Source organism: Leisingera daeponensis DSM 23529, from assembly GCF_000473145.1.
Lineage (GTDB): Bacteria > Pseudomonadota > Alphaproteobacteria > Rhodobacterales > Rhodobacteraceae > Leisingera > Leisingera daeponensis.
On the sequence record NZ_KI421503.1, the window covers coordinates 150316 to 174096 of the forward strand.

The following is a 23781-nucleotide window of genomic DNA, read 5'->3' on the forward strand; positions in this document are numbered from 1 at the left end:
CGCTACACCCCGTAGAGCCGGAAGGTGTCTCGCCCCGTCAACTCACGCACCGCGCCGAGGTCGACTAACCGATCACAGAGCCGCCGCGCGGCGCGGTCCGGCAAGGGCAAGGCCGAAGGCGCGACAGCATCACTGGTCAGGAACACCTCGACCGCCTCCCCTGCCCCCTTCGCGCGCAGCTTCGGGGCGATGGACTTGAGATGCGCGGCCCGCCGCCTGAGATCAGCGGCAAGTCGCACGGCCTCGACCACCGACGAAACGATCGCGCGATGAAAAGTAATCCGCAAATTGTCGCCTTGCTTGCGCAGATCCGCGCGTTTCAGGCCCGGGGCCAACAGTGGCACAAGATGCTCCCAGCCAAGCGCCTGAGCCAAAGCCGCGTCCGCGAGGATCAGCGCAGCCACCTCTGCACCTGTCGCCTCGCGCAGAACGGTTTCCAGCGTCATCGCGGCCCGGGTCACCGGCGCCCCTTTCCCAACATCAAGCCACGCGGCTATCTGGCCCCGCTCGAGGGTCGGCAAGGCTCGACCCAAAGCCTTGATCGACGCCGGCCGCTCGGCGGCACGCCGCCAGGCAAGATACGTTTCTCCCGCCGGTCCAGGCAGATCGCCGGGGCGCAAAAGGTGTACGGTGTCGCGCAACTCCCCTGCCCGCTCAGGACGACCGGAACACGCAACGCAAGCCTCCGCCGCGCGCAACGCGAGCCGGTCCCATAACAAGGCGTGGGGTACCTCTTCACGCCCCAACACAAGATGCAGGTGGTTCAGCGCGGCGCCCGACAAAAACGCAACATCTTCAAGGGTTTCAGCGCGTGCAGAGGTGACCCAGGCGGGCATCCGGGGTAGTGTGTCGAGGTGTCGCGTGTGATCCGGCCGGGCAAACATCATGGCGCGAGCTTACAATGGCGCGGCGCTTTTTGCCATAAAATTAGAGAACAACCGCCCCGCCTTACACGATCTCTTTACGTCCAATAAGTTTGCATTATCGGACACAAAATGATATGCGTAGAAACATGGTCTTCAGCTCATGTTTCATCACTGGACTCGCCCGAAATCGGCCCTCTCGTCGAGCCCGTTCGTATTTCATTGGTGGACAAGGCTTTAGCTCAAACACTGGACTCCTGACGAAATGCCAAACCAGGTTGAAGCGGACCAAATTCGAGTCAGGGTTCGTGAGACTGGGTGGAGCAGTATTCATGAGACTGGCGGTGGTTCGGACGCTTCCTGGCATTTTGGCATGCTCTCTCGTCGACCTGCGCGCACCCATGTCCGGCCGAAGGCCTTCAGCTCAACGAGAGAGGTTCTACTATGAGGGAGGATGACGATCGGATTTCCCTGCCCGTGCATGTCGCCGGTTCCGGCGCACTCAACCGCCTTGTCGACACCGCTCGGGACTACGCCAAAGCCTCGACGGCCGAGAACACGAACAAGGCCTATGCCGCCGACTGGAAGCACTTCGCGCGTTGGTGCAGGCTGCAGGGTGCGGAGCCCCTACCTCCGTCTTCAGAGATGATCGGCTTGTATCTGGCCGATCTGGCCGCGCCGACCAACGGGTCCCCTGCCCTCTCGGTCAGCACCATCGAGCGTCGCCTCTCAGGTCTGGCATGGAACTATGCGCAACGGGGGTTCACTCTCGATCGCAAGAACCGCCACATTGCTTCGGTCCTGGCGGGGATCAAGCGCAAGCACGCGCGCCCGCCGGTGCAGAAGGAAGCGATCCTGGCAGAAGACATCCTCGCGATGGTGGCCACTCTGCCCTATGATCTACGCGGGCTGCGGGATCGCGCGATCCTGCTCTTAGGCTACGCCGGAGGTCTGCGCCGTTCCGAAATCGTGAGCCTTGATGTCCATAAGGACGACACACCGGATTCCGGCGGCTGGATCGAGATCCTGGAGAAAGGCGCCCTCCTGACCCTCAATGCCAAAACCGGTTGGCGCGAAGTCGAGGTCAGCCGCGGCTCGAAGGATCAGACCTGCCCCGTGCACGCGCTGGAGCAATGGCTGCACTTCGCGAAGATCGACTTCGGCCCTGTCTTTGTCGGGACCTCGCGCGATGGCAACCGCGCCACCGAAACGCGACTGAATGACAAGCATGTTGCGCGCCTGATCAAGCGGACGGTCCTGGACGCCGGCATCCGATCCGAGCTGCCCGAAAAAGAGCGCCTGGCGATGTTTTCCGGTCACAGCCTTCGCTCCGGGCTCGCCAGTTCGGCCGAAGTTGACGAGCGCTACGTCCAGAAGCAGCTAGGGCATGCCTCGGCAGAGATGACTCGTCGCTACCAGCGCCGACGCGACCGGTTCCGCGTGAACCTGACCAAGGCTGCCGGCCTCTGAGCCCCTGCCCGATCACGCCGCCTGCCCGCTGAGCCTGCCATAGAAGCTGCGCTCGAGATGCAGCTCCCCTGCCCCGGCCTTCTCGACCATGCCGCGCAGATAGCCGCCCGGCGAGGATACTTCGCCTGCGCAATGCTTCTCGAAGACAAGCGCCAGCGCTGCTGCCGCCACCTGTTTGCCCAGCCGGTCCTGTGCCACGTTCCAGGCATGCTCGGACACCCCGATCATCGGCCTGAGTTGACCAGCAACCCGGTGCAGATCGCCCCAATCTTTCAGGAACCCGCCCATATTGCGTGCCCAGGATGCGAATTCGGGACAAGCCTGCATCACTGTGGGCAGATCCAGTGCCGCGCGCTTCTTGCGTACTTCAGCCACCCACTCTTCCAGCTCCCTATCAACCTGATCTTCGGGCTGAGCATTGGGCACCACGGCCGCGGCTTCCTCATTTTCTGAGGAATTACGAGTTACAGGATTAAGTTGGTTTGTAATTAGTATATGAGGGTCAGAAATGACCTCCCTGGGGTTCATTTCTTGAGTTTTCTTAGAACCTTGTTCCTTGGTTTCAGGGGTGTTTTCCACAAGCTGAACAACCTCGGTTGCCTTGAGATAGGCCGCTTCGACGCGCTCCTGAAGCTCCTTGAACCAGGTTAGCAGCCGCTCAAGCTGTTCTGAAGCTTCATGGCGGCGAGGAAGCCGGTCCAGAAGCTCCTCGAAGAGACCTGTGAATTGCGTCCAGGGTCCGCGCAGCGCGCTGCTGACGGCCGCTTCGATCCGAGCGCGGATCATACGGCGTGCAACCGTGATCTGGCGCTTCAGGCGCTGACAGAGCTCACGTTCGGCCTGCAATTCGGCATGCAGTTCCTCGAACTCTTCGACGCGCGCCGACAGGGGCGACAGATCGAAGCCATAGGCCTCGACGATGCGTCCCTCGGCGTCTCTGCGGCCCCACCGCTTGCCGTTGGGGCTGTCCTGGAAGGAGATCACGCCAATCTCGGCCAGGCGTCGCGCATGGCGCTTGAGCGCGGAGAGCGAAAACCCCGTCTGCTCCATCAGATAAGCGTTCGACGCCCAGACGATCGGACGCTGCCCCTCCTCCCAGTCCTGAGCCTGTGTAAACGCCCCGAGCGTGTCGAGGAGCATCATGTCTCCGGCCTTGAGGCCGATGTAGGCCCCCACCCGCTTCACGGCCACGAAGGCCCGCGTTTTGGGTACAGCCACCTGTTCACCGGCTTGGGCAAGCTGCTCTGCAATGCCAAGACCCGGTGTCGGCTTGCGCCAACCTGTATGTTTCATGGATAGTTCTCGCCTCCTCTGCTTGATGGAGGGCAAAAGAATCCCGTTCGCTCAGGAGCGTTGCTGTTGACAGTGATTCGCCGGAGAACTATCTTGATAGCGACCAAACTAATCTTGATAAGCTCTCAGGCCCTCAGCTTGGGGGCTTTTCTTTTGCCGTTATCTCAAAGCATATCCGCTCCTGTTTCTTACCTCGTTTGGATCGAAGACCACCGTCTCCGCGGCTCCTGCCTCTTACTTCGATCCGTGTTTCTCCAAGTACTCAGCGATGACATCACTCAAACCTCTGAGAATGTCCTCGTCCAATGTTAGCCCCGTGGCAGCGACCGAGAGCTTCCCGCCCTGCCCTGTAACACTCAATTTCCGCGAACCGATCTTTCGCTGTACCGTGAGTTTCTTTGGGCTCTGCGATTTCTTTTTTGCAGGCTTGGACGGCTTTTTTGTCAGATCGCCAAGAACCTTTTCGAGGTCACGGTGGCTGAGATCGTAGACATCTTTGCACGCGTGCAAAATCTCACCTCTAGCCGCATAGACAGCGCGACCACGTGATACCGCGCTGTTATGGACACCCACACGCTTGGCGAACTCGGTTGCAGTTATCTTCTCGTCCGGTTTGGCATCTTGTAGCCGCTCGAACATTTCGCCTATCGAAACCAGACGCTCGAAAGCGCTCAGGTTTTCACGTTCCTCATTCTCCCGGAAGCGCATGAATAGCATCTCGAACTGCTCTTCACGGGAACCCCGATGGGATTGTGGAACCAGAATGGCGCGGACAGGCAATCCCAAAGCTTCAAGGATCGCATGGCGTCGCCGACCCACGATCAACTGGAATGTCACGCCTTCTACGTTCTCGGGCTCACGTTCATCCGGTCGCCAATCAGGATCCGCTGGCCGAACATGAATGGGCGTATCTTGACCATTCTTCTCGATACTCGCTTTGAGCTTCTCGAATGCCTCTTGGTCGCGCCAATCTTCACGCCGGTCCGAGCCAATCACGTCCACGATCTGAGACGGATCAATCTGCAACTCATGTCGACCCGCGAGAATGCGCTCCACGACCTGTGCGCGCTCAACGTGAAGCATCTGGCTGGCGTCTGAAAGCGCTCCGGCCTTCCAAGCACTGCCAGAGCCGCCCAGTCTTGGCTTAACCCCACCAACCAGTTTCGCTTCGTCTACGTGGACCTGTTCGCTTGCACCAGATCCAGGAGCCGCAGACACATCCTCATCTGGGCGCGCGGACTTTTTCTTGAGGACCGAGCTACTCAATGTTCGCTTCATTCGGCTTCCTCCTCGAAATTGTAGAAGTTCTGCATCCAATCCTCGGCATAGCCACGCTCAAGACCAGGCCAAAGGCGTGAGACGATGGCGTCATTCACTGCGTCAGCATTCTCGATGAACCTGTTGATGCCTTTTCGCTTGCCTGGCGTATCTGGGTCGTACTCGTAGACGGACTGATAAACGTCCGATGCGTTCGAAATAGCATCGGAGCGAAGATAGAACACCGGCAGCACCTCATCTGGGCAGTTTTCAAGCAGGTTGCCGACCTGTGTGAGATCTTGCTCATTTGTTCTCTGCACGATCGTGGGCAACAGCATATGCGCCGCACCGCCCATATCGATCCGATCCGTCGCGAAAATGTGGCGCAGCATGGTGAGGAGACCAGTCACAAAGGTGGACAAGGTCGCAATGTCGAACCCCTTCATCGTCTGCGGGATAATCAACGAAGTAGACGCCATCACATTGTTCAGCTGGAAAAGTGTCAGCGCAGGCTGATAGTCGATAATGATGCAGTCCAAGGTCTCGTTAAGGGCAATTTCAAGCTTCGCTTGGTCGACCCTACCGTTGCTCACAAGCTCATTCGGACGGGTGACCGGTGGATGCCCCTCTTTCCAACGATCTATGGAGTCTCTTAGGAACCTATAGAACCGCTTTTCCGGGGTGCCCGCTCGCAACAACCTCGCGATCTGAATTTCGCCTTCGGAGGTTTCGCCATGCGCAGGTACTAGCCGCACGCCCGGCCAGGAAGTTTTCTTGAAGAACCCGTCAAGCGTCTCCGCATCATAGTCAGTGTAAGGAATGGACTCGTCGGTCTGAAACAGCCCCGCGAAGTCAACCATCGTCGGAGTTTCGTCATCTGGCAAAGTTGGCATTTCTTCGCCGCCGACAAAGTAGAGCGTGATCGTGCTCTGGGGGTCAGCGTCCATGACGCCGACTCGCATGCCGTAATGCAGACTCAGGTACTGAGCGAAGTGCGCAGCACTAAGCGACTTCGCGGTTCCACCTTTCTGACTTGCAAATGAAATGACGGGCAAAGGATCGTCGGGTTTGCGCCAAGCAAGAAAATGCTCAGGCCGCTTTGCTGAGGCCGCCATCAAAGCCCGGATGTGCATCAGCTCCGTCAGGGTGAAAACACGCTCGCGACCTACATGTTTGCCGGCGGGAAAATCCTCATTGTCCTTAGCGAACTTAGTCAGATGCTGATGGCTAATGTTCAGGAAGCGAGCACATTGGCGCATCGACCAAGAGCGCTTGATGCGCTCACGCATCGTCAACTCCTTGTTGACCGAGACCATGGTGCGGCCAAGGCCACGCTCGAGCTCTTGAAGGAACTGTTCTATACTGCCGCCCATTACACCGCTCTCATTTCGACTCTCTCACGGAATCGCTCCGAGTTGTAAATAGCACGGTTTTTGAGGAAATGTACAGATATTGTACGCCTACAGGATTTCCGGCGCACAATATGGGCTACACCGATTGAAAATACGGATAGCAACCTGATCCTCTGAGGTGATTTTGCACGCGTGCAAAAACCTCGCAGCCTGGTGAAGCCAGACCGCCGGAGCGGTCTGGCTGTTGGCTTAGGCGGCGTCTTTCGGACCCCAGGGGATGACGGCCTGCAGGGACAGATCGTCCTGGTTAGCGGCCTTGCCGAGGTTGGCGTTGAAGCCGTGGTCGCGGATGGTCAGCGTGTAGTAGTCGGCGCCGGTCTCCTTGTTCTGCTTCTTCCAGATGCCGCCGCACTCGACAAGCTTGCCGCGCGGGGAGCGTCCGAGGACACGGTGCGTGGGGGCCATCGGGTTCGCGCTTGCGACGGGTTCGACCGTGATGTCGAGGTCGAAGGTCAGGGTCGAGATGGAGCCGACGCCCTTGGCGGTTTCGATGTCGGCGCTGGTGAATTTGATGCAGTTCGTGGTCATTGCTCTTCTCCTTGTTTGCGTTGCAATGATGGTCACCTTGCAGCTGGCCAAGGCCCGGTCACACCGAAGGCGAAGCGTAGCGGAGAGGGGCAGGCGCCGGTCTATTTGCTCCGCGCGGAATGGCCCGCAGGGACAGGGGAAAAAGATCGGCGACAACCTTTGTGGACGGGTCGACAGCTGCGACCAGCATGTCATGCAACTCAGACACCAGGAGAAGTGCGGGGCCGCGAAGAAAGGAGGGTGAACAACCGAATGAGAGAAATGCCTGTGGTGGCGATATTTCTGTCCTCTCGCACCGAGCCGCATCCCGGCCAGTCAGAGCTTTGCTGACCCTGCCTCACGTGCCGCGACGGCTGGTTTCCGTGGCAACCCGATCTGTGTTGTCTGGAAGAGCTGCAGGGAGATCGTCGAAGCCTCGACACCGTTCCGCCCCCCCCGGATTTCGAACGGTCCCTCCACGGCACCCCGTAACGTGCGATCCGCGCAGCACGACCATCACCGGCCTGATGCCAGCTGCGGTCAAGGCAATCCGGCGGTCGTAGAACGCCGTTTGCGACCTATGATGACGGGGCGGCACGGCACGTCCGGCAAAGCAAGGAGCAACACCGGCCGAGACGCGAGATACGAGATCGATGTTGTCACGCGCCCGCCCAAGCGACCGTAACCGGAACGGCCGAGATGAAGCGTTGCCACGACCATGCGACGGCTGGCCGGGCTGGCTCCGGAGGAGACTGCACCGCCAGCAGCACGTCGCAGCGAGAGGCGGCGTTTCAGCTCGGGGCGGGCGGCTGCGTGCAGCCGACCGAGTAGGGCGCGGTCCTGACCAAAGGGCAGGAGGGGCCAATGTTCCCCTTGAATGCTTCAACTTAAGAATCAAAAGTTACTTCAACGGCAGGGCCATTGAGACAGGCGGAACACATTTTGATTGAGCTGAAAATCGAACTTGTTGGCATCAAACCACCCATCTGGCGCCGGATCCTCGTGCCGAATGACATCAGCTTGGACATCCTGCATTCCGTTCTCCAGGGCGCTATGCCTTGGCAAGACTATCATTTGCATGAATTCGAGATTGGCGAAGACAGGTTCGAGGCCCGCGACGAAAGTGACGACAGCTGGGACCCAAACGATGGCCGGAAGGACGAAAAGAGCTTTACTCTTGGCGAGCTGGTCAAGAAAGGCAATCAGTTCATATACACTTATGATTTCGGCGATGGCTGGCGGCACCTCGTCACTGTCGAGAAGGTTAGCAAACCAACCGGAAGACCAGATCTGGACTTTCCCGCCTGTGTTGCCGGAGCGCGAGCGTGCCCGCCAGAGGACTGTGGAGGGCCCTACTCTTACGAAGAGTTTCTCGACGCGCTGACCGACAAACGCCACCCGGAATATCGTGATACAAAGCAATGGGCCGGCGCGTTCGAACCGGAAGTGTTCAGCGTGCAGCAAGCCAATGCTGCCGTCGGTGCGATGTTCGTTTGGGCGAAAGAGTGTCGCGGTCTAAAGTGACTCCTGACGCTGGCTTGGCGCGCGATCCATATGGCGAACCTCGCAACCATTTTGAAGAACTGAGATCGAGGTACCGACGTGACCACAAGCTCGACCATCATGCAGCCGTTGGTGAAAGCATGGGTGGATCAATTCGAAGAAGCGGACCGGGCGGATGCCGCGATCCTCGCGTCCCTCATCCGGCTTGTCCCTGGTGATGCTTTTCGCCGCGATTTGACGCGGGTCCTTGAAGACCGCCTGAGGATCGGTCCCAACCCCGTGGCGCTTTACAACGAAACAGAGCGTAAGAAATGGAAAGGGCAACCCAACCGTTTGTTTCCCGAGACGTCCCGCGCGAGTAAAATTCAAAAAGGGAAGAAGACTGTGCGCGCATATGGCCGCGTCGGACCGCCGCTGGTGCCTCGTCAGCGACAGGTCGCCGAAGAAATAGGCAGTGAAGGGGTTGTCGCCAACGTCCTGACCCAGTTGCACAAGCGCCATCGAAGGTCGATCCTTCTCAACCCTGGGGCCGACATAATTCGCGAGAAGCGCGCGCGCCGGTTCGTTCTGGTAACGGACTTCATCGGAAGTGGAGATCGCGTCATCAACTATCTCAATGCCGCATGGAGGCTGCGGACAGTGCGCAGCTGGTGGTCGAGGCGCAGTCATTCCGGCCTTTGTTTCGAAGTGGTGGCCTACGCAGGGACAGAAGCTGGGGTCGAACGCGTAAAGGATCACGCCTCATCGCCCACCGTCAGCTTGGTGACACGATGCCCAACAATTCAAACGGTCTTTCCCCGAGGAAAAGTCAGGCGGATGGAAGAGCTGTGTCGTCGCTATGCGCCACCAGGGTCCAAACCCCTGGGCTATGGCGAAGTGGGGGCGCTTTTGGCGTTTGATCACGGCATGCCGAACAATGCACCTTCGATGTTCTGGAAGGATGCAAGAAGATGGTCGGCGCTGGTACCGGAGCGTGCATCCAGTACAGCTGGTTCCCCCTACCAAGAACCGCACACGCCAGAGAAAGAAAGAGCGCGTATTGAAGCGTCTGCCAAGGCGTCGGATACCGGGGCAATTCTGCGCCCGACGAGCTTGGAAACGATCATCCTGTCTGCACTGCGCCGATCTCCCCGTCATTCCGAAGCGATATCGGGTCGTCTCGGCATGAACATCGATGATGTGTGCGAAATCCTTGACCGCTTGAAAGGTTGGGGTTGGATAAACGCGTCGCATCAACTGACCGAACGAGGGCGGATGGTTGCGTCACGACTGATTCGCCAAGACCGCAAGAGCCCCCTTCCCCAAGGCGACGACACGATGTACTTTCCGAATGCGTTGAGAGCGCCACGCGATGTCTAGTGGTTGCCGGGGTAACGACCGGCACCGTTGGTGTCACGTCCTGCCCGCAGGAGGTGATGCCTGGGCCGTCGATTGCGATGGGCTCACGGTCAAGCTTTCGCTTGATGCTCAACTTGATCGAACCGCACGACCTTGCGGTCGCCGCAGCGGTAGGCTGACTTGCGATCCGATCAAGCTCACCCTGAAGGGTGGATAGTAGATGCGAACGTGGAACTCTCAACGCTACTTCGCCGAAGGCCTTGCGGCAGGAGTGGATGAATCCATCCTCAATAATGCAATCGCGACAGCTGAACACACATTGCGGCAGCCAAGTCCCGGCCCGCCGATCCTCACCCTTGGCCATCTGGGGCATTTGGCGGGCGTCGATGTCGGTATTTTGAAAACATATGCCTCAAGGCAGGATGCGGACCCTTATCGGGAGTTCTCGATCCGCAAGCGCCCGATCCCGGGCCAACCTCCGCGCTATCGAACAATTGCCGTGCCTGAGCCGCCCTTGCTGAGAGTCCAGACTTGGATCGCGTCCGAAGTCCTGCGCCACGCACCCTGCCATTCGGCGAGCACGGCGTTTGCACCAGGGTCTCGGTTGGCCCAGGCCGCGGCGCGCCACTGCCGCGCAGTTTGGATGGTCAAGATTGATCTGCGGAACTTCTTCGAATCGCTGACTGAAATCGACGTGCATCGGGTGTTTTTGGAGCGGGGCTACCAGCCGCTGGTCGCGTTTGAGCTTGCGCGCTTGTGCACCCGTCTCCGCGACAAACATCGCAACGATACTGCTGTCTTGCCTCAGCGACGAACGCCCAAGTTTCGGCACTCGTCCTTGACATCGCTTTATCCACGAGACCTGCTTGGCGTCTTGCCGCAAGGCGCACCAACCAGTCCAATGTTGGCCAATCTCGCAGTGCGCGACCTAGATGAAAGACTGACTGCTATCGCGAAGACCTTCGGCGTCCGATACTCGCGCTATGCAGACGATCTCACCTTTTCAACGACACGAAAGTCGTTTGGAAGATCCCGCGCACATGATCTGGTAGGGCGAGTCTATGAGACCCTGGCTGCTCGAGGACTGGCGCCGAACCAATCCAAGACGACGATTGTTTCTCCGGGAGCACGGAAAGTCGTGCTCGGCCTTTTGGTGGACGGAGACACGCCGAAGCTGACCCGCGATTTCCGCTCGCGGCTTCGAAAGCACCTGTATCACATAAGCGCTCCCGATCAGGGGCCGGTTCAACATGCAGCGCGGCGCGGATTCGCCTCCGTTGAAGGCCTCCGCCAACATCTGTTGGGCCTGATCGCGTTCGCCGGTCAGATCGATCCGGTCTATGCGGCGAAATGTCGGGCGATTTTAGACTCGTCAGATTGGTCGCAGACAAGGAGGTGAATTTAATCTGTTCGATGGGCGTCTTCTACCTACGGATTTTCATCAATTTGGAGAAGCTTCTGAGCTCAAATCACCACCGGAGAACCTAGAAGGTCTTTCCAGCCTGAGATCGCACTGATTTTGAACCGGTCCTGTGAATTAAGTGTCGGCCTTCTGCGTTGCTCCAGTATCTCTGAAATCCCAGTCACTTCATCAGACTGTTCGGGCCGCTATATCACCGCGCGTTTGGCCAAATAGGTGCAGACCGCGCAGGCTACACTGACAACCAGCTCGGCCTCTGGCGTATCAACCTGCTGTCCTTCCAACCCGTGACGAGCGTTGTTGGACGCATAGCCCCACAGTTTCTCGGCTGCGGTATCAAGAGGTTTTGGAAGGTCCAATCGCTTTACAAGCTGGCCGAATGTTGCTTTGGAATCGCCGGCCAGATCCCGCGCGGTCGCTTCCATCGCTGCGCAGGCATGCTGGATTGCCCCGGTCACATCCGGCTCTGGCCGCCGAGAAATATCGCGCAGCGCTTCGTGGATCTCGCGTGCGGCGGCACTGCGCCCGGTATGTTCGAGGATTTCGACGGCCTCTTGTGTCGCGCCGGTAAATGCTTCGGAGCCGCGATAGACTATCTGGCCGTCGTTCATATGCCAGCCGATGCCATTTTCGACAAAAAACTGGTTCAGCCGGCCATCGAACCTGCTTGCATTGTCGTTGAACCCTTGCGCGAGTGCCGTATGGAACGCTTCAGCAATGTCATAGACCTTGTACCAAGGACAGTCGGCAAGTAGCCCAACGACCTCTTCCCAGATGTTGGGGTGCTCCGACCAGTTGTTCCGGTCAGGCGGGACGAGCAACACCTGACAGATGATCCGGCGCATGGCGGACGGGCTCATGCCGATGTCCTGCCCAATCAGCGGGATCGCATAGCGCAGGTTTTCGGGCGCGTCCTCGTGAACGGTTATCTCCGCGGCTGCGCTGCGGTAGCCGTGCCGGTTCGAAAAACTCTCTGCCATTCTGCCAATCCCCTACGCTATCGGCACTGTGTGCAAATGGGCTTCGATCGCCTTGATCGCATCCGCGGTCAGCGGCAGGTTTCCCTTTTCGGCCTGCCAGTGCTCATGGAAGCGCGCGACAGTCTCGCGTGCGGTTCCCAGAACCAGCTTCTCGGATAAACCGGCGTTTGCAGCCAGGTGCGACAGCTCGTCCTTCGAGAACCCGGAGAACTTCTTGGTGCGGCTAAAGGTGAGCGCCGCCTTGTCGTCGTCTATGTAGGCAATGGTCGAAACAAAATCGTAACACGGCGCGAGCGCTGCCTGCCTACGATCCGGATAGATCAGCGACCAGTTCTTGAGGTGCATGTCGGCATTGCCGATCAGCACATTGAAAGTCAGCCGCCGGATAAACTCGGCGATGTCGGCCTCTCCGCATTCAGCGGCCAGTACCTGTGCGATGTTGCGCTGGCTTGCCTTCTCGTACTTGTCCTTGGGATAAACGCGAAAGACCTGCGCGAAGTCTTCAATGTGAACAGCGCTGCCATCACTTAGACGGTCAAATCTTTCGACCGCCAGCGCCTGACCGCTGACCTTATCCATGCCCTCGGGCAGGTTGCCGATGTCGGCAACATCGATCAGCCTTATCGGCGGAACATCCATGCCGCAGAGACGCGCGAGCGTCATCATCGAGAATTCATTCTCGGGGACAGCATCGAAGCCTTGCGCTGGCAACTTGACGATCCAGGAGCCGCCGACCCCCTTGGCCGGAATCGCAAGACCGCCTTGTTTGTCTCCCAAAGCCGAGAACTTCAACTGAACGCCTGCCAGCGAGAACCTCAGCGCCTGATCTCGATGATCATCGTGATGATCTTCACCATCATCAGCGTCGGGGGGCCACGCCTCACCATCGGCGGGCCGAACAGTGACCGCACCGGGAAGGTCCTCGCCGAGAACCCAGAGCAGGAAAAATTCACGGACGGGCTTCACGCCCGCGCGCTCGGCGAGATAGTCTCGCATGTGACCTTCGGGCAGAAGATTGGAGAAGAAGGGCAGCAGGTGCATGTTCTGCGTACCGAAATCAGTGGTCAGTTCCCCAAGCTCATTCTTGAAACCGAGGCTCAGAACCGGCCTGCCCGCATCGGCGACATAGCCTTCAGAGAAAGCAAAGAGCGAGGTATCACCGCTGACCCGCGTCAACGTACCTATCGGCTCTCCGTAGAGCAGGACTTCAAGGACACTGACATCAGCCATGATCGTCACCATCCAGACGATAGGCCGGACGCGGTAAGGATGGTGCAGATACACCCGCCCCATGGGCGAGTGCGTTGCGCAGCATGCGCAACTGGCTCTGCGCCTGCTCGACCGCTTCCAGATTGCGCGGATCGCTCAGGAACTCCTGCATGGCAGCAGACGCTTCTTGCAACTGAACAACATCATCGGCTGAAAGCTTGAAGTGCATCAATTCGCGCGCCCGGCGCTGCAACTCCTGAACGACAATCTCAGAGAGCGTTTCACTGGGAAGCGCTGCTATCTGGTCATCAAGGCGCTGCAATAGGTTCGTCGCCTTACGCGCGCTCTGAACGTCACGGTGACCATCATCATCACCGCGAATGATCGCCCGAACGGCAGGCAGCTTCTTGCGCGGGACCAGAGTCAATTCCAGATCAAGTACACGTGCAAGCTCGACCAGGCTGGACAGACGCAGATCGACCGCCCCGTTCTCGATCTTGGAGATGTGGCTCTGTGGAACCCCAGCCTTCGCACTGAGCGCGCGCTGAGAGATCCCTTTGCGTTCCCGCGCGGCTTTGAGCGACTCTGCGATGTGCTCTATTGCGTAACTCATGATCTATCTTGCTGCTTCGTTTGCCATCTATGATATTCATAAACATATCACTCACTGAAGCAGACTTCAAGATTGATGTAGAATTCTACATCAAGGCATGCGCGTGATGTTCTTTTATGTATCAAACGCCAGAGAAGTCACTTGCCGAAAAAAGATCCGCTGGAAACTTGGGAGCTTCGAGGATCGACGATCAGATGCTCTTAACAGCAGCCACGGAGCCGACGGCGTGCTCCGTGTGCAGCTTCTAAATGTACTTCCGATAGTCACTGCTGACCTTTTGCCCCGAGGGAACGTATTTCAACACGTCACCAACCTTACGGGCTGCTCGGATCGGAATCGGCAAGCGTTGGTTCATCTGGGTCGAGTTCCAGTTCACCTTCGTGAGGCTGAAAACTTCCTTCGCAATCTGTTCGATCGTGCTCTCGCTTTGCGGGTGCGGACAGAGCAACAGGGGGTTCGGGACATAGAGGCCAGGATAGGTCCCATAGTAGGGAATGCTGCCGTTGGTATAGAGCAGCCCATTGCCGTCCAGTTCAACGAAGGTGCCGCGGAGGACAGGGAAGTCGCCGTCGCGCAGCACCTTGACTGAATAGCTCTCATGAATCCAAACGAGATCGCGCAGTTCCACACCTGCCTCGTCGAGCGCCTTGCCAACACCCTCGGCCTCGTCCTCGCGAAAGCGCGACGTCTTCATGACGATCACGCGTGCCGGCATCGTTCTATGGACCGACTTGTAGGCGGCCAAGGCGCTCTCGGTAAGCTTGTGAGCCTCATCGATAGTGAGGAACGGGTGGCGACCCCGCGACTCTGACTGCGCAGGACCGCCTCTAAGAATGAACCCTCTGCCCCGCTCGTCGAACATTTGCGCAGCACTGGTCCATATCTCGTCGGTTTCGGCATCCTTGAAAAAGCTGATGCCAATGTAACAGGCGGTGAACTCGCCTTCTTCCGGCAATCTGCGCCAGGGCACCTTGCCGCTGCCCTTGTAGTAGAGCGTCGTCATGAGGTTCCATGCGAGGTCAGCTCGATCTTGGGTTTGGCGGTCAGAGTTCTCCTTGATCTTGCGAGGGATCTTGGCATCGGGGTTGATGACATCCTCCCAGACAATCTGAATTGAGAATCTGAGGTCCATCGCTCTGGCCTTGAGCAAGCCACGGAAGTTCGGAGAGGTTTCTCTGCCAGCTTTCGCGTCGGCCGCTTCGCCCTCTATACCTTCGTCATCGCGCGCCCGCTCGTTTCTCCAGACCCGTTCGATCAACTTGACAGGGAGAGAAACCATGACCACGTCCGGCCGTTCATGATGCGCCTCCAACTTTTCCAGTTGCGCCATAACTGCGTCGACGGCTATCTCCACAGCACGCGCATCGCTCGGTTCCTTGGCAATCTTCTCGATCTGACCTTTCGTCAGCACTCCATCTTCGGCAGCCACCATTTCAAACCGGCACCGATAGGGGTTCTGGTTTCTCAACCCAGGGAAGTCCGGGTGCAGGTTCGGGTGCTTTTCGGTCTTACCCTCGAACCCATCTTCGATCGCATTCAGAAACTCGCCTGATTTTTCGACGGTCAGAGCGCTGCCAACAACGCCGACTTTGATCGTGTCCCCCAGGTTCGTTTGCAACGGGCCCGCCTGTAGCAACCCCAATCGTGGATCAGGATGATGGTGTTGGTCACCAAATTCCAGTTCAGGCTCCGGGAAGATCTTTGTCTTGAAGTCGCTCATAGGTCAAAGCTGCCTTGTTCATTCGAGCCGGACGGCTTCTTCGACTTCTGCGCCTTCGCGCCCCACACGTCCTCGGGCACACTCTTTGGCAGTTCGATGGAAGGCGGGTCACCAAACTTGATGATACGATCCGTCTTGGTGTCGGGTGCCAGCAGTTCGCCGGCATCTTCAAATTCCATACCTGACAGCAATCGATGCCACATGATCACCTGGCCTCGAACGGTGTTGTTTGTGTCGAGGCGCTTCTTCCCGGACAACAAGGCATCCGGATAGTTGAGCGCGCGCTCTCCATCCGAAGTGAAATAGTAGGATGGGTTGATGATCAGGTACCATTGGTCCGCCAAGCGCTCGAACCGGGGATGGAATGAATGGTGCCGCACATAGTCGATGGGCCCCTCCCCCTTCGACTTCTGATAGACGCTGACAACGTCTGCCTGTGTCTTCTGCTTCGCACCAAGATAGCGAAACTTGCGCGCGACGCCTCCAGGTGTTGGCAAGAAGTAGAACTGCTTTTTCTTTCGGTCCCATCCAAGCAAATCCCGAAAGTCATGGCCCAGAGTATGTCGCAACAGACCCGCAAATTTGTATTGCTGATCCACTGCGTCGTGTTGTGCCAGAAAGTCGGTTTCGATCCGTTCGACCTGATCCCGTTCGACCAGGTCGCGAACGGGTGTGGTTAGTGGGTCGCAGAATGTCCAAAGCGAGGTTTCATCGACCATCCAATCGTACCGCTGGCCGTCCCGGACCTTATTCATCCGGGCGAGCGCCTTCTGGGTAGAGAGCTGTGTCTGTGCGACGAAGATTTCCTCAGGAAGCTGCAATGGCACCATGTTGATGATCGCTTCCTCCCCTCCCCCAAGTGGCGGGACGTAGTAACCGTGTCCTTGCTTGGCGACGGTCAGGGCAGCGAGGTGATTCTTCGCACGTCCGTCCAAGACGTCGCGCTCCTTGTCGAACTGCAATGTGCGTTCGGCCTCGCCAACGAGGTTTTCGAGCGATTTCCAGAAGAACGTGTCATCTGATTGCCTGTAGAGAACAAGGATCACGGGTAGGTTGGAGCCGCGCCAGTAGTCGAAATCTGAAGCGCGGACACGATAGGTGAAACCGGCGTCCGTCTCGCCGACATAGCTGCCACGCTCAGTAGCCTTGACCTGAACGGCAATCATCTTCGCTGTCGGCTGATCATCGTCCATCACCTCAGCGATGCCGTCTATCCCCGCTTCCAGCCGTGAACGCCCATCGAATTGGAACCCAATTCGCAAGAATTGAAGATTAGCCGCCTTCTCCCCGATTTCGCCAATGCGCTGACTGGCAGTAATCTTCTTGTTCACGCCAATAACCCGTACCTTCCATATGAAAGAGATAGCACTTCAATCAGCGTTTCGTAAGGCCTCGGATACTACATGTAGGCCATGATGGATTGAATGATCGCAGATGAACTGGGTAGGCGACCCTTGGACTGACCGGTCAATAGGTCTATCAAGCTTTCCCGACCAGATTTCAAAACGACTGACGTTGTCCTCACGATGGAATTCGTTGCTGCCGACGATGATGCCCAGAGGTAGATTCCGCGAGAGCAAAGTCGGGATGAATTCTATGCCGAGGATTCCAGTTCGTCAGCCGACGCCCACTTGAAGCAGCTACCCCACAACCCCCGCATCCTCCAACTGCTCCCGATCGGGAAGATCGTGCAGACTCTCCAACCCAAAAGCGACCAGGAACTGCTCGGTGGTGACGAAGGTATAGGGGGCCCCTCGCCTGGGCGACTTTGGCCCGGTCCCGATCAGGTTGCGCGAATGCAGCCGCCCTATCAGGTCGCGGCTGATCTCCTTGCCGAAGATGTCCTTGAGCCCGTCGCGGGTGATCGGTTGATGGTAGGCGATGGCGGCCAGGACCGCGACGTCGAACTCGCTCAGATCCAGAAACTGGTTCCCGACATCTGCCGCTGCGCGGATCGCGGGCGCGTAGGCGGCCCGCGTCCGGAACATCCAGCCGCCAGTGACCCGAGCGATCTCGAAGGCCCGCCCTTCCAGATCGGCGGCAAGGTCCTCGACCAGCAATTCGACCGAAGCCGCCTGCCCCACCACGCGGGCAAGGTCTTCGCGCGGCACTGGCGAGGCACTGGCGAAGAGCACGGCCTCGATCCGGCGCATCCATTCCCGCCAGCGCAGCTCGGGCGGCAGATCGGACAACTCGCGGTCAAGCTCAAGTTCGGGGCGATCCTTGGCCATCACTATACCCCGTAAAGCCGGAAGGTGTCCCGCCCGGTCAGCTCGCGCACAGCGCCGAGGTCGACCAACCGATCGCAGAGCCGCCGCGCGGCGCGATCCGGCAAGGGCAGCGCCGAAGGGGCAACCGCATCGCTGGTCAGGAACAACTCGACCGCCTGCCCTGCCCCCTTGGCCCGGAGTTTCGGCGCGACGGATTTCAGATGCGTCGTTCGGCGCTCGAGGTCAGCGGCAAGGCGCACGGCCTCGACTGCCGATGAGACGAGCGCCCGATGACAGGCGAGACGCAGGTCTTCGCCATGCTTGCGCAGGTCGGCGCGTTTCAGGGCTGGGGCCAGAAGCGGCACGAGATGATCCCAGCCGAGTGCCTGAGCGAGGGCCGCATCCGCGAGGATCAGTCCTACTACATCTGCGCGCGGCACCTCGTGCAGTACCGCCTCCAACACCTTCGCGGCCCAGGTTACCGGCGCCCCTTTCCCCACATCAAGCCACGCGGCAATTTGGCGGAGGTCGAAGCTGGGCAAGGCTCGACCCAGAGCCTTGATCGATACCGGCCGTTCCACAGCGCGTCGCCAGGCGAGGCTAGTTTCGCCCGCCGGTCCGGGCAGATCGCCGGGTCGCAGCAGGTGCACCGCGTCGCGCAGCTCCCCTGCCCGCTCCGGCCGCCCAGAGAACGCGATACAAGCCTCGGCCGCGCGCAGCGCGAGCCGGTCCCGAAACAAGGCTTGGGGCACCTCCGCGCGTCCCAACATAAGATGCAGGTGGTTCAGCGCCGAACCCGACAAAAACGCAACATCTTCAAGGGTTTCAGCGCGTGCAGAGGTGACCCAGGCGGGCATCCGGGGTAACGTGTCGAGGTCGACGATGTGATCCGGCCGGGCAAATGTCATGCCTGCAGCCTATATCAGCGCGGCGCTTTCTACCAGAAAATAGCACATAAACCGCCCCACCTTGTCGCTCGCAGTCATGTCCAATAAGTTTGCATTATCGGGCATGAATAACTATGCTCAGCGCCATGTCAGAAAACACCAAGAAATCGACCTCAGAGCCGCCAAATGTGTCTTCCGGCAACGAGGACAACGAGAGAGATCGTCCTGACGGCGAGTCCTTGAGCCTGCCTTCCTTTGTGGCGGGCTCAGGCACGCTCGATCGTTTGGTCGATACAGCCCGCGACTATGCGCGCGCAGCGGCCTCAGACAACACGCTGAAGGCCTACGCGAAGGATTGGATGCACTTCGCGCGCTGGTGCCGGATGAAGGGCGCGGAGCTGCTGCCTCCGTCGCCGGAGATGATCGGGCTTTACCTTGCCGATCTGGCGTCCGGGACGGGCTCCTCCCCTGCCCTATCGGTCAGTACAATCGACCGCCGCCTGTCCGGTCTCGCCTGGAACTACGCACAGCGAGGGTTCGTTCTCGATCGCAAGAACCGCCACATCGCAAGCGTCCTGGCCGGGATCAAGCGCAAGCATGCGCGCCCACCGGTGCAGAAAGAGGCGATCCTGGCCGAGGACATCCTCGCCATGATCGCGACCCTGCCCTTTGATCTGCGCGGGCTCAGGGACAGGGCGATTCTGCTGCTGGGCTATGCTGGCGGACTGCGCCGCAGTGAGATCGTCAGCCTGGATTGCGGAAAGGACGACACGCCGGACAGCGGTGGCTGGATTCAAATCTTCGATAAAGGCGCTCTGCTCACTCTTGATACCAAGACCGGTTGGCGCGAGGTCGAAATCGGGCGCGGATCGTCCGAACAAACCTGCCCCGTGCACACGCTTGAGCAATGGCTGCACTTTGCCAAAATTGATTTTGGGCCGGTGTTCGTCGGCACCTCGCGGGACGGCAAGCGCGCACTGGAGGCGCGACTCAATGACAAACACGTCGCGCGCCTGATCAAGCGCACCGTGCTGGACGCGGGCATCCGCTCCGAGCTCCTCGAGAAAGACCGCCTCGCCCTCTACTCCGGCCACAGCCTGCGCGCAGGCCTCGCCAGCAGCGCCGAAGTCGATGAGCGCTACGTCCAGAAACACCTTGGCCACGCATCGGCCGAGATGACCCGCCGGTACCAGCGGCGCCGCGACCGGTTTCGCGTGAACCTGACCAAGGCCGCCGGTCTCTGACGCCCTGCCCCATCACGCCGCCTGCCCGCTGAGCCTGCCATAGAAGCTGCGCTCGAGATGCAGCTCCCCTGCCCCGGCTTTCTCGACCATGCCACGCAGATATCCGCCCGGCGAGGAAACCTCACCTGCGCTGTGCTTCTCGAAGACGAGCGCAAACGCGGCCGTGGCCACCTGGGTGCCCATTCGGTCCTGCGCCACGTTCCAGGCATGCTCCGAGAGCCCGATCATCGGCCTGAGTTGCCCTGCAACCCGGTGCAGATCGCCCCAATCCTTCAGGAATCCACCCATATTGCGCGCCCAGGATGCGAATTCCGGACAGGCCTGCATGATTGTCGGCAGGTCGAGCCCTGTGCGCTTCTTACGTACCTCTGCAACCCAGTCTTCCAGCTCGCTGTCAACCCGCTCTTCGGATGGAGCATTGTGCACGACACCCGCCGCTTCCTCTTTTTCTGAGGAATTACTAGTTACAGGATTAAGTTGGTTTGTAATTAGTATGTGAGGTTCGGAAATGACCTCCCTGGGGTTCATTTCTTGAGTCTTCTCCATGATTTGGGCGTCATTATTACCGGTGTTCTCCACAGGTTTCGCCGCACAAGTCGCCTTGAGATAGGCCGCCTCCACCCGTTCCTGGAGTTCCTTGAACCAGGTCAGCAGACGGGCAAGCTGTTCGGAGGCTTCCTGACGGCGCGGAAGCCGGTCCAGAAGTTCTTCAAAAAGGCCGGTGAACTGCGTCCAGGGGCCGCGGAGAGCGCAGCCGACGGCGGCCTCGATCCGCGCGCGGATCATCCGTCGCGCAACCGTGATCTGGCGCTTAAGGCGCTGACAGAGCTCGCGCTCGGCCTGCAAATCGGCATGTAGCTCCTCGAACTCCACGACACGCGCCGACAGCGGCGACAGATCGAAGCCGTAGGCCTCGATGATGCGCCCCTCGGCGTCCCTGCGGCCCCAACGCTTGCCGTTCGGGCTGTCCTGGAAAGAAATCACGCCGATCTCAGCCAGGCGCCGTGCATGGCGCTTGAGCGCGGAGAGCGAGAACCCCGTCTGCTCCATCAGATAGGCGTTCGACGCCCAGACGATCGGGCGTTGCCCCTCCTCCCAGTCCTGGCCCTGGGTAAAGGCCCCGAGCGTATCGAGGAGCATCATGTCTCCGGCCTTGAGGCCAATGTAGGCTCCAACGCGCTTCACGGCCACGAAGGCCCGCGTTTTGGGTATAGCTACTCGTTCACCGGCTTGGGCAAGCTGCTCTGCAATGCCAAGACCCGGTGTCGGCTTGCGCCAACCTGTATGTTTCATGCCTGTATCTCACCTCCGTTAATGTGGAGGCAAAAGAAAGCCGTTCGCTCAAAAGCGTTCGTCGTTGACAGTGATTCGTGGGAGAGGTATCTTCTAAGCGACCAAACTTTTCAGATTAGCTCTCAGGCCACGCTGCTTGGGGGCTTTTCTTTTGCCTAGATCATCGTTCCGACTGCTCCTCTTTTGTCGCGAGGAATTCGCTGTAGAGCTGATCCAGTCGACCGGAGAGAAAGTCTCCGAACTCGGTTGAATCTTGCGCCGTGAGCGAAATACTGAATGCCTTACCGGACCGGCCGATCACGCCTTTGATGCGGCCTTTGCCGGCGGTCCAGGTGCGTTTCTTGGGCGTAGCGCGTGCTTTTCGTCGCTTCGGAGCCCTGCCCGCTTCTGCCAGTTTGCTGTGCAAGAACTCGAAGCGAGCATCACTATCGAGTTCCTGAAACCCGTCAAACTCTAAGGCTTCTTTGAGGATATTGTCGTTCGCCGGCTCCAAAGCAAGCTTCTTGAAATCCTCCCAGCGATCACGCCCGATCTGCTTGGCTGGGCCAATCTGCTCGATAACGTCCCGCGGGACATTCTGAGCCACCGACAGCATGCGCGAAAGCAGTGTCCCATCAATGGTCAACGCAGCTTGGATCACATCCTTTAACTGCCCCATATCCAAGAGACTCTTCGCAAACAGCGCCTTCTCGATGAACGAGAGATCTGCGCGCGCCGTATTCTCCTGCCCTTGAGCAAGAATGTGCGCCACATCGTCCATTGGTTTGACAACAGCGCGAACCTTACGGTTGAGCGCCGATGCAACTCGAACGCGGCGATGCCCGAAGACGATCATATAGCGACCGTCTTTTTCCGGATGCGGGCGAAGCAATACTGGTGTGTCTTGGCGGCCGGCTGCGATCGAAGCCTTCAGTTCATCGAACGCTTGGTCGTCATCGCTGAGGCGATCCGAGACAAAGGACACGTCGATCAATTGTGGATCGATCTCCACAATCGTTTCCCCTTCGAGGAGACGCTTCGAGTTCTCCGCGAGGCTGTCGATTGAAACTTTCATCGACTTCGAAGCACCGCGCATTGCGTAACCAGAGCGGCCAGAATCCTTGGATTGCTCCGGGGAACCGCTCATGACGCTTTTCAGGAGGTCTTTTCGAGCCATCACGCTAACTCCTTTGCTTCGCGGTCCAACCCACGCTCGGCGCTCATCCGATCAGTTGCACGGCTGTCAAAATCAATGATCTGCACGGCTGTCAAAATGTCGGTCATTCCCGCCCCCAAGCCTTGTGGATCATCTCTGCAATCTCGTCGTTAACGTCGTTCAAAGAAGTGACAGCGCGATCATAGGTGGTCCGGACGAACTGCGACCGCTCGACTTCGTAGAGCGTCTGCTTCGTGATCCCTGCGTCGGATATCGCGGTTGATTTCAACACCGGAGCCGAAAGCATCTGATTTGGAAACATTGCCTGGAGGAACCCGACCATCTGCTTTTGGGGGCCGTCCGTCGGTTCAAATCGCGTTACGAGGTAACGGAACCACTTCAGGCGCATGTTTGCTCCAGCGTCACGGATTGTCTTCATGATCCCGCCCAGCATCAAAAGAAACTGGCTCATCGACATGACGTCCAGCATCTGAGGATGGACGGTCACAATCACCGAAGATGAGGCCGTAAGAGCGGTGAGCGTCAGGTAGCCTAACTGAGGGGGGCAGTCGATTACGACCACATCATAGCGCTCTTCGACCTCGCCGAGCGCTTTGGATATCCGAGTGAAGAAGGTTCGCCCCTCATGGGGGTCGCTGCTCGTCAGTGCAACCGGGGTATCATATTCGTACTCTTGCAGTTCGAGGCTTGCCGGAACAATATCCAGATTTGGAAAGTTTGTCGGTCGGATTACTTCGGAGATGGGCTTGCGCTCTTCATCATACCGGAGTGTCTCATACAGCGAAGGCACGTTGTCGAGTTCAGGCTGAATACCGTGCAAAGCTGTCAGCGAAGCTTGAGGATCCAAGTCGATCGCAAGAACGCGATGCCCCTTCAACGCCAGATGCTGAGCGAGATGAGCTGCGGTGGTGGTCTTTCCCGAACCCCCTTTAAAGTTCACGACAGACACAACGTGCAACTCTTCGCCTGGCTGTCGGTAGGGCACATATCGACGTTTGCCGGGCCGACCATGTTTGTCCAGATAAGCTCTCAGCTCGAGCATCTGCTCCGCAGAGTAGCTACGCCTTCCGGATGACGACGTTTCAGGCTCGGGGCCTTTGCCCTCGAGGTGAAGCTTCTTGATGGTCGACTGGGTTACGCCAAGGTAGTAGGCAACCTCCGCCAGCGAAAACTGACGTAGACCTTTCTGGGCATCTGGAGGATACTGTTCCTGCCGCAACATATTGAGACGGTCAGAAATCAACTCTCCCTGCCGAAGGATGATCTCGTCGAAGGGTTGATCCTTCGTATCAGCCGTAAATGACCTATCTCGCATCCGCCTGCCCTCTAAATATCGCTTTTTCAGCGATTTCGCTCTTTAAAGTGTCATCTACACGGAAAAACGAGTCTTAACAACGATTTTCACC

At 58.6% G+C, this 23781-nt stretch carries 20 protein-coding genes; 5 read left to right on the forward strand and 15 right to left on the reverse strand.

All coding sequences use genetic code 11. The features are described from left to right. Positions 1–2: 2 nt before the first annotated feature. Positions 3–887, reverse strand: coding sequence for a DUF1403 family protein (locus DAEP_RS0122140; RefSeq protein WP_027246244.1), 885 nt, complete (start codon positions 885–887; stop codon positions 3–5). A gap of 420 nt (positions 888–1307) precedes the next feature. Between DAEP_RS0122140 and DAEP_RS0122145 the strand changes: the two genes are divergently transcribed. Beyond that, positions 1308–2333 carry a tyrosine-type recombinase/integrase gene (locus DAEP_RS0122145; RefSeq protein WP_027246245.1) on the forward strand — a complete coding sequence of 342 codons (1026 nt, stop codon included), beginning with the start codon at positions 1308–1310 and terminating at the stop codon, positions 2331–2333. A gap of 12 nt (positions 2334–2345) precedes the next feature. Here DAEP_RS0122145 and repC (DAEP_RS0122150) read toward each other — a convergent pair whose 3' ends face one another. From repC (DAEP_RS0122150) to DAEP_RS0122165, 4 genes are all read right to left on the reverse strand, one after another. Then, positions 2346–3626: a plasmid replication protein RepC gene (gene repC / locus DAEP_RS0122150; protein ID WP_027246246.1), complete on the reverse strand. Its 1281-nt coding sequence runs from the start codon at positions 3624–3626 to the stop codon at positions 2346–2348. Positions 3627–3860: 234 nt separating this feature from the next. Continuing rightward, positions 3861–4904 (reverse strand): ParB N-terminal domain-containing protein, encoded by a 1044-nt coding sequence (locus DAEP_RS0122155; RefSeq protein WP_027246247.1) that lies wholly within the window; start codon positions 4902–4904, stop codon positions 3861–3863. After that, positions 4901–6256: a ParA family protein gene (locus DAEP_RS0122160; RefSeq protein ID WP_027246248.1), complete on the reverse strand. Its 1356-nt coding sequence runs from the start codon at positions 6254–6256 to the stop codon at positions 4901–4903. Before DAEP_RS0122160 ends, DAEP_RS0122155 begins: the two co-directional genes overlap by 4 nt. A gap of 228 nt (positions 6257–6484) precedes the next feature. Further along, entirely contained in the window at positions 6485–6823 is a 339-nt protein-coding gene (locus DAEP_RS0122165; protein ID WP_008335621.1) for a DUF736 domain-containing protein, read from the reverse strand. Between the two features lie 921 nt (positions 6824–7744). Here DAEP_RS0122165 and DAEP_RS0122170 point away from each other — a divergent pair. From DAEP_RS0122170 to DAEP_RS23850, 3 genes are all read left to right on the forward strand, one after another. Next, the gene (locus tag DAEP_RS0122170) at positions 7745–8326 is read left to right on the forward strand and encodes a plasmid pRiA4b ORF-3 family protein (protein WP_200813253.1); all 582 of its coding nucleotides are present in this window, start codon (positions 7745–7747) and stop codon (positions 8324–8326) included. A gap of 78 nt (positions 8327–8404) precedes the next feature. Then, the gene (locus DAEP_RS24135) at positions 8405–9664 is read left to right on the forward strand and encodes a phosphoribosyltransferase-like protein (RefSeq protein WP_139199595.1); all 1260 of its coding nucleotides are present in this window, start codon (positions 8405–8407) and stop codon (positions 9662–9664) included. Between the two features lie 199 nt (positions 9665–9863). Next, complete coding sequence (locus tag DAEP_RS23850; RefSeq protein ID WP_050772053.1) at positions 9864–11042, forward strand: reverse transcriptase family protein; 1179 nt, start codon at positions 9864–9866, stop codon at positions 11040–11042. Positions 11043–11251: 209 nt separating this feature from the next. On the opposite strand, the gene DAEP_RS0122185 is transcribed toward DAEP_RS23850, so the two are convergent. The 7 genes from DAEP_RS0122185 to DAEP_RS0122215 all read right to left on the reverse strand — a co-directional run bounded on the left by DAEP_RS0122185 (position 11252) and on the right by DAEP_RS0122215 (position 18703). Beyond that, on the reverse strand, positions 11252–12043 hold the full coding sequence (locus DAEP_RS0122185) for an AbiJ-NTD4 domain-containing protein (RefSeq protein WP_008335632.1): 792 nt from the start codon (positions 12041–12043) through the stop codon (positions 11252–11254). Positions 12044–12055: 12 nt separating this feature from the next. Continuing rightward, the gene (locus DAEP_RS0122190) at positions 12056–13285 is read right to left on the reverse strand and encodes a type II toxin-antitoxin system HipA family toxin (protein ID WP_008335635.1); all 1230 of its coding nucleotides are present in this window, start codon (positions 13283–13285) and stop codon (positions 12056–12058) included. Then, positions 13266–13865, reverse strand: coding sequence for a helix-turn-helix domain-containing protein (locus DAEP_RS0122195; protein ID WP_008335637.1), 600 nt, complete (start codon positions 13863–13865; stop codon positions 13266–13268). Before DAEP_RS0122195 ends, DAEP_RS0122190 begins: the two co-directional genes overlap by 20 nt. Positions 13866–14109: 244 nt before the next feature. Continuing rightward, a complete protein-coding gene (locus DAEP_RS0122200) occupies positions 14110–15585 on the reverse strand; it encodes an argonaute/piwi family protein (protein ID WP_008335638.1) in 1476 nt (491 codons plus the stop codon). Beyond that, the gene (locus tag DAEP_RS0122205) at positions 15582–16916 is read right to left on the reverse strand and encodes a DUF4365 domain-containing protein (protein WP_008335641.1); all 1335 of its coding nucleotides are present in this window, start codon (positions 16914–16916) and stop codon (positions 15582–15584) included. The genes DAEP_RS0122200 and DAEP_RS0122205 overlap by 4 nt, the downstream gene beginning before the upstream one ends. A gap of 309 nt (positions 16917–17225) precedes the next feature. Continuing rightward, positions 17226–17816 carry an SMC-Scp complex subunit ScpB gene (gene scpB / locus DAEP_RS0122210; protein ID WP_027246250.1) on the reverse strand — a complete coding sequence of 197 codons (591 nt, stop codon included), beginning with the start codon at positions 17814–17816 and terminating at the stop codon, positions 17226–17228. Between the two features lie 2 nt (positions 17817–17818). Continuing rightward, positions 17819–18703, reverse strand: a complete 885-nt coding sequence (locus DAEP_RS0122215; protein WP_008335645.1) for a DUF1403 family protein — start codon at positions 18701–18703, stop codon at positions 17819–17821. Positions 18704–18828: 125 nt separating this feature from the next. Here DAEP_RS0122215 and DAEP_RS0122220 point away from each other — a divergent pair, with 125 nt between their 5' ends. Then, positions 18829–19926, forward strand: a complete 1098-nt coding sequence (locus tag DAEP_RS0122220) for a tyrosine-type recombinase/integrase (RefSeq protein WP_027246251.1) — start codon at positions 18829–18831, stop codon at positions 19924–19926. Positions 19927–19938: 12 nt separating this feature from the next. Here the strand turns inward: DAEP_RS0122220 and repC (DAEP_RS0122225) are convergent, their stop codons facing one another. The 3 genes from repC (DAEP_RS0122225) to repA all read right to left on the reverse strand — a co-directional run bounded on the left by repC (DAEP_RS0122225) (position 19939) and on the right by repA (position 23690). Further along, positions 19939–21219 (reverse strand): plasmid replication protein RepC, encoded by a 1281-nt coding sequence (gene repC / locus DAEP_RS0122225; protein WP_027246252.1) that lies wholly within the window; start codon positions 21217–21219, stop codon positions 19939–19941. 160 nt (positions 21220–21379) lie between these two features. Continuing rightward, positions 21380–22375, reverse strand: coding sequence for a plasmid partitioning protein RepB (gene repB / locus DAEP_RS0122230; RefSeq protein ID WP_027246253.1), 996 nt, complete (start codon positions 22373–22375; stop codon positions 21380–21382). A gap of 103 nt (positions 22376–22478) precedes the next feature. Next, the gene (gene repA / locus DAEP_RS0122240) at positions 22479–23690 is read right to left on the reverse strand and encodes a plasmid partitioning protein RepA (RefSeq protein WP_027246254.1); all 1212 of its coding nucleotides are present in this window, start codon (positions 23688–23690) and stop codon (positions 22479–22481) included. Positions 23691–23781: the final 91 nt, after the last annotated feature.

Coding starts and splice junctions, on each gene's coding strand:
- DAEP_RS0122140 (WP_027246244.1), bottom strand. CDS start 887: ATGATGTTTGCCCGGCCGGATCACACGCGACACCTCGACACACTACCC.
- DAEP_RS0122145 (WP_027246245.1), top strand. CDS start 1,308: ATGAGGGAGGATGACGATCGGATTTCCCTGCCCGTGCATGTCGCCGGT.
- repC (WP_027246246.1), bottom strand. CDS start 3,626: ATGAAACATACAGGTTGGCGCAAGCCGACACCGGGTCTTGGCATTGCA.
- DAEP_RS0122155 (WP_027246247.1), bottom strand. CDS start 4,904: ATGAAGCGAACATTGAGTAGCTCGGTCCTCAAGAAAAAGTCCGCGCGC.
- DAEP_RS0122160 (WP_027246248.1), bottom strand. CDS start 6,256: ATGGGCGGCAGTATAGAACAGTTCCTTCAAGAGCTCGAGCGTGGCCTT.
- DAEP_RS0122165 (WP_008335621.1), bottom strand. CDS start 6,823: ATGACCACGAACTGCATCAAATTCACCAGCGCCGACATCGAAACCGCC.
- DAEP_RS23850 (WP_050772053.1), top strand. CDS start 9,864: ATGCGAACGTGGAACTCTCAACGCTACTTCGCCGAAGGCCTTGCGGCA.
- DAEP_RS0122185 (WP_008335632.1), bottom strand. CDS start 12,043: ATGGCAGAGAGTTTTTCGAACCGGCACGGCTACCGCAGCGCAGCCGCG.
- DAEP_RS0122190 (WP_008335635.1), bottom strand. CDS start 13,285: ATGGTGACGATCATGGCTGATGTCAGTGTCCTTGAAGTCCTGCTCTAC.
- DAEP_RS0122195 (WP_008335637.1), bottom strand. CDS start 13,865: ATGAGTTACGCAATAGAGCACATCGCAGAGTCGCTCAAAGCCGCGCGG.
- DAEP_RS0122200 (WP_008335638.1), bottom strand. CDS start 15,585: ATGAGCGACTTCAAGACAAAGATCTTCCCGGAGCCTGAACTGGAATTT.
- scpB (WP_027246250.1), bottom strand. CDS start 17,816: ATGGCCAAGGATCGCCCCGAACTTGAGCTTGACCGCGAGTTGTCCGAT.
- DAEP_RS0122215 (WP_008335645.1), bottom strand. CDS start 18,703: ATGACATTTGCCCGGCCGGATCACATCGTCGACCTCGACACGTTACCC.
- DAEP_RS0122220 (WP_027246251.1), top strand. CDS start 18,829: ATGTCAGAAAACACCAAGAAATCGACCTCAGAGCCGCCAAATGTGTCT.
- repC (WP_027246252.1), bottom strand. CDS start 21,219: ATGAAACATACAGGTTGGCGCAAGCCGACACCGGGTCTTGGCATTGCA.
- repB (WP_027246253.1), bottom strand. CDS start 22,375: ATGGCTCGAAAAGACCTCCTGAAAAGCGTCATGAGCGGTTCCCCGGAG.
- repA (WP_027246254.1), bottom strand. CDS start 23,690: ATGCGAGATAGGTCATTTACGGCTGATACGAAGGATCAACCCTTCGAC.